The 1,057-nt window shown below is 62.3% G+C and carries 1 pseudogene; it reads left to right on the forward strand.

The annotated features are described in order from the left end of the window. Positions 1–47: 47 nt before the first annotated feature. Positions 48–1,057: pseudogene (locus tag HX790_RS29715) on the forward strand (adhesin); the annotation flags it as partial.

Below are 1,057 nucleotides of genomic sequence, written 5' to 3' on the forward strand. Positions count from 1 at the left end.
AACAGGCAAAAGAGCTGCAGTCAAAAGCAGACAATCGTGACACGCCAATGAGTGACGCTGCGCGCCTGCAACTGCAGCTCCAGGCGCGGGAGTACTCGGCACAGGCCAACGCGATCTCCGAAAACTGGGGCGCAGGCGGCACCTATCGCCAGATCACCACCGCCCTGATCGGTGCTGCAGGCGGCAATATCAGCGCGGGCAACGCTGCCTTCGTGCAAGGCCTGGTGGTCAATTATGTGCAGCAACGGGGTGCCGGCTACATCGGCGATCTGGTGGCCAAAGGCGAGCTCACCGAAGGCTCGCCACTGCACGCGGCACTGCACGGCATCGTCGCCTGCGCCGGTGCCGCCGCCAGCAGTCAAAGTTGCGGCAGCGGCGCGGCAGGCGCGGCGGCATCAAGCCTGCTCACCGGCCTGTTCTCACAAAGCAGCCCCGACGATAGCGAAGAACAACGCGAAGCCAAGCGCAACCTGATCGTCAGCCTGGTGACCGGCCTGGCAGCGACCAGCGCCTCCATCGACCCGACCACCGCCAATACCGCGGCGGGTGCGGCGGTGGATAACAACTGGCTGGCGACACAGCAGATCGTGCAGTTCAAGAAGGAATACGACGAAGCAAAAGGCCTGATTGCCGCTGGCAAAGTCGTTGCCAAATGGTCGTACATCAGCGGCAGGCAGGATGTTCTGACCCAGTTCGGCATCGGCAAGGGGTTGGCCCAGTCAGGCTGGAATGACGTCACGGGCCTCGCCGAATTTGTTGCGCACCCCATCGAAGGGCTTACTGGCCTTGGCCAACTGATTAATAACCCGGAGGCCAGAAAGCAGTTTGGCGACAGCGTCGTCAACGAACTCAACGTCAAGATAGAAACGATCAAGACCGCGCTGGAAGTCGGCGGCGACGAAAACGCCGAAGCATTGGGCAAGGCCATCGGCGAAATCGCCTGGCAGGTCGGCAGCATTGCAACGGGCGTCGGCGGGGCTGCGAAAGGTGGCGTGGCGCTGGCCAAGGCAGGGATCAAGGTTGGAGCGCAGCAGCTTGAAAAGATGGCTGAGGTGGC

This window comes from Pseudomonas sp. IPO3747, assembly GCF_013385245.1.
Taxonomy (GTDB): domain Bacteria; phylum Pseudomonadota; class Gammaproteobacteria; order Pseudomonadales; family Pseudomonadaceae; genus Aquipseudomonas; species Aquipseudomonas edaphica.